The 4,483-nt window shown below is 37.1% G+C and carries 3 protein-coding genes; 2 read left to right on the top strand and 1 reads right to left on the bottom strand.

What is annotated here, in order from left to right; all coding sequences use genetic code 11:
- The coding region (locus tag GZ212_RS16035) for a type IX secretion system membrane protein PorP/SprF (RefSeq protein ID WP_166962539.1) at positions 1-294 on the top strand (294 nt) is incomplete at its 5' end.
- Positions 295-297: 3 nt separating this feature from the next.
- On the opposite strand, the gene GZ212_RS16030 is transcribed toward GZ212_RS16035, so the two are convergent.
- Positions 298-783 carry a histidine phosphatase family protein gene (locus GZ212_RS16030; RefSeq protein WP_166962536.1) on the bottom strand — a complete coding sequence of 162 codons (486 nt, stop codon included), beginning with the start codon at positions 781-783 and terminating at the stop codon, positions 298-300.
- A 467-nt stretch (positions 784-1,250) separates the two neighbouring features.
- Here GZ212_RS16030 and GZ212_RS16195 point away from each other — a divergent pair.
- Positions 1,251-4,483, top strand: a 3,233-nt coding sequence (locus GZ212_RS16195; RefSeq protein ID WP_166962533.1) for a PKD domain-containing protein, incomplete at its 3' end; no start/stop codon positions are given.

The following is a 4,483-nucleotide window of genomic DNA, read 5'->3' as shown; positions in this document are numbered from 1 at the left end:
GGAAGGTCTACAACCGATGTCAACTTCAAGTACAGAAAGTTCAACAGAAAAGAAGATTACTACTGGATTGGCGCCTCATACAGGTTCCTGAACGACCAGTTCTTCAAACCGCTGAACATTGGGCCCATGGCAGGGATCATGAAGTCCAAGTTCTATTTTGCATACTCGTACCAGATCACCATGAACGACCTGATAGGCTACAACTCCGGTACACACATGATCACTATTGGCATCGATTTCCTACAGGGGCTCTCGGACTGCCCGTGTACCGCAAGCAAACATAGAATGTATTAGAGGTTACTTTAAATCCCTAGGATAAATAGACATTAATGTTTTTCCCTTTTCCAACTGAGACCAAGAATCTATATCAAACTCTAACATTGTTAATCCCGATGTAGGGACATTCCCAGTATACTTATTCCCAAATTCATTTACAAAAGCTGTAATGGCATGATTATGACCGAAAATCATAATAAAATTTAAATCTTCAGGAATCGACTTAATGAATTTCAATAGTTCAATTCCTCCAAAATCATACAATTCTGGTTTTAAAAGAAATAATGAATCCTCTATTTCTAAAACTTTTTTAAAAATTTCGGCTGTTTTTTTGGCCCTTTCAGCATCGCTTGAGAAAATTATTTCAGGTTTTAAATTATAGGATTTAAACTCATTTGAAACTAACAATGCATCGTTCCTCCCCCTATTTTTTAAGGGTCTTTGGTGATCTATAACATCATATTCCCATGATGATTTAGCATGTCTTACAATTATTAGCCGTTTCATACAATCGATAAAGTGTTATTTTTTTTCGATAAACTGTTGTTTATTTCAGACAAAAAGCTTAGTTTGGCACTCTCAAATTTACTTAAAATAAATTATAAGCTATTAATTATGAACAAAAAAGACCTACAATCCCAACTAAATATTAAAGATTTATAAAAAATCGCATTCGTTAAATCACAATTTTTAAACGACAAAGTGTTTTCCCACACCGCTTAATCGAATATTTTAGTGATTTGACATTTTTTTTTGATTGAGATTCAGAATCACTATTTATTTGCTCTTGTAAGCTATTAATTAAAATGATCCCCAATCAGAAAACTAGATTAGTCCATTCTGTGCTCTTTTGTCGTAGCACAAATTTTCCCTCAACAAAGAATTTAGATATAGTTTGATTATTAAATATCATTTTATTGATACTTAACTAACATCGATATATAAAATTAAGTTTTGCTATAAATCTACATCTTATGAAGACAATTACTACTAAAGTAAGGTATCGAAGTCTTTTGATTCTTATGATAGGTCTTTTACACGGTTTGACCTACGCTCAAGTTAGGAATCGTGAAACCACCACTTTATTGAGTACACAATCCCCTACAACTTCAAATTTGGAAGCCAATGTAGATGGTACTGCTGCTTGTAATGCTAATGATTTTTATTTGACCGATTTTTATTTAGCAGATATAAATGGTCAACCTTTAGATAACAACTGTACTCCTGGCACACCCCAAACAGCATACATATTTGCTTATTTTGGAGCTAACACCAATGCTAACAGATACAGTTTATATCTATCTTTTGATTATTACATCAACGGTCAATTTGTAACTAGTGTATCTGATTGTTTATATCCAAACCAACCCATTCCGGTTGGTCAAAACCTTCAAGTTCAAGAATTAACATGGAATTGTGGTGATCAGGTGGAGATGGTTAACTTCTATATGGCTTGGCAAGCTAATAGTGGAGCAGCCTGTGGCACGAATCCTTCGAAATGTTATTCTAACCCAACTGGTTATATAGTAAGAGCTCCTTTAATTGCTAACTTTTCTAATGAGACAGTTTGTAATTCATATCAAATAAATTTTACTGATGGTACTACTGGTGGAGACATTGACAATCCATACACATATGTATGGAATTTTGGTGATGGTACAACAGGTTCTGGAGCTAATCCAAGTCATACCTATGCTGCTCCAGGAACATACAGCGTAACATTAACAGTAACAGATAATGATGGTGTTGTAGATAGCCAGACTTATGATGTCACTGTGATTCCTCTTTTATCTGGCTTAAGTTTAAGTGCAACCAATATACCTTGTAGTGGTGGAACCACTGGATCCATTACCGCTTCAGGACCAGTTGGAGGCGTACCTGGATATACTTATTCGATTAGTCCAGAACCAGCAGGATATTCTCAATCTGGTAACACTTTCAGTAATCTACCCGCTGGAACTTATACCGTTACTGCAACTGATCAAAATAACTGTACCATAAGTGCAGATATTACCATTTCTATTGCAGATAATATTGTTCCAATTATTAATGCACCAACTGATTCAACATTAGAGGGGTGTTCAACAAATGATATTTCTGGCCTTGGATATTCAGAAACCATTGTAACCATCTCTGAGAGCGATTTTATCGCTGCCGGAGGTAGTTTTACTGAAGCCAATGTCGCCTCAATAACATATCAGGATAGTTCTACAGGAACTTGTCCGATTGTCGTTACAAGAACATTTACCATTACAGATGATTGTGGGTTAACAGCTTCTGATACCCAAACCATCAATATAAACGACACCATTGCACCTGTTGCTCCTACTGCTCCATCAGATGTCACATACGAGTGTATTTCTGATGTACCTGCTGCTGGAGATTTAACAGCAGTAGATGCTTGTGATGGCAATATCACTGTAACAGGTAGCGATTCTACAGACAGTTCTAATCCATGTGATGTGGTTATTACCCGTACATGGACTTTTACTGATAATTGTAATAATACTTCTTCAGTAACTCAAACCATTCATGTTATAGATACATTGGCTCCAGTAGCACCTGCTGCTCCTAGCAATGAATCATACCAATGTTTGGCTGACGTTCCTGCTCCAGGAAATCTAACAGCAACAGATAATTGTGTTGGAGATATTATTTCTTTCGGAGTCGATTCTATTGATAATTCTGACCCATGTAACGTCGTTATTACTAGAACTTGGACTTTTACTGATAACTGTAATAATTCTTCATCTGTATCACAAACTATTAATGTACAAGACACAACAGCTCCAGTTGCTCCAGCAGCTCCAGCTGACACATCCTACCAATGTTTAACTGATTTACCTGCCGCTGGAGATTTAACAGCAGTAGATAATTGTGAAGGTGACATTACAGTAACTGGAACCGATTCTTTAAACAATTCTGATCCATGTAATATTGAAATTACAAGAACTTGGACATTCACAGACTCATGTAGCAACTCCTCTTCGGTGTCTCAAACAATTACTATTTCTGATACAACAGCACCAGTTGCTCCTGTAGCACCTGCCAATGAAACATATCAATGTTTAGCTGATGTTCCTGCTGCAGGAAATTTATCAGCCACAGATAATTGTTTAGGTACTATTTCCGTTACTGGAACAGATTCAGTTGACAATACAGATCCTTGTAATATAGTTATTACCAGAACTTGGGAATTTGAAGACGATTGTAATAATACATCTTCGATCTCACAAACAATAACAGTTTCTGATACCCTAGCACCAGTAGCTCCTGCTGCCCCTGCTGATATGAGTTATCAGTGTTTAGCAGATGTTCCTGCTCCCGGTGATTTATTTGCTACTGATAATTGCTCTGGAACTATTACGGTTACGGGTGTAGACTCTGTAAATGATGCTGATCCATGTAATATAACGGTTACTAGAACTTGGACTTTCACAGATGATTGTAATAACTCAAGCTCAGTAACCCAAACGATTTCTGTTTCAGATACTACGGCTCCTACTTTTACTACAGTCGCTGCAGATCAAACAGTCCTTTGTGATGGTTCTGGAAATACAAACGAATATCAAGCTTGGTTAAATACACATGCTGGTACTGTAGCCACTGATAACTGTTCTGATGTCACTTGGTCCTATAACGTATTAAATGTAATTGATCAATGCGGAAGTACTTCAACTACTTTGGTTCAATTTACTGCCACTGATGACTGTAATAATTCAAGTTCATCAACAGCATTGTTTACTATAATTGATTTGGTACCTCCTACGATGACAACTCCAGCTTCTGATTTGGTTTTGGAATGTGGTCCTGATAACACAACAGATATAAACAATTGGATTAATGCCAATGGTAACGCGCAAGCCGATGATGCTTGTAGCACTGTTACTTGGTCAAACGATTTTAACATTGATGATTTAGAAGCTTGTAATGGTGCTGTTTTGGTAACCTTTACTGCGACAGACGATTGTGGAAACGAAATAACAACTTCAGCTTCAATTAGTATTGAAGACAATACACCTCCTACTCTAACGTCACCTGCCTCTGACATTGCCATTGAGTGTAGTGCTGATGGGGACCAAGGTGGTATCGAAGCTTGGTTGGCTTCAAATGGTGGTGCTACTGCCACGGATAATTGTAATAGTGAGATCACTTGGACAAACACCTATGGTGGCGATGCTTCAGATTGTTCTCAAGCTATTGCTGT

Source organism: Mangrovimonas sp. CR14, from assembly GCF_011764015.1.
Lineage (GTDB): Bacteria > Bacteroidota > Bacteroidia > Flavobacteriales > Flavobacteriaceae > Mangrovimonas > Mangrovimonas futianensis.
Note: the sequence above shows the minus strand (reverse complement) of the source record. Positions and strands in the feature narration are given on the sequence as shown.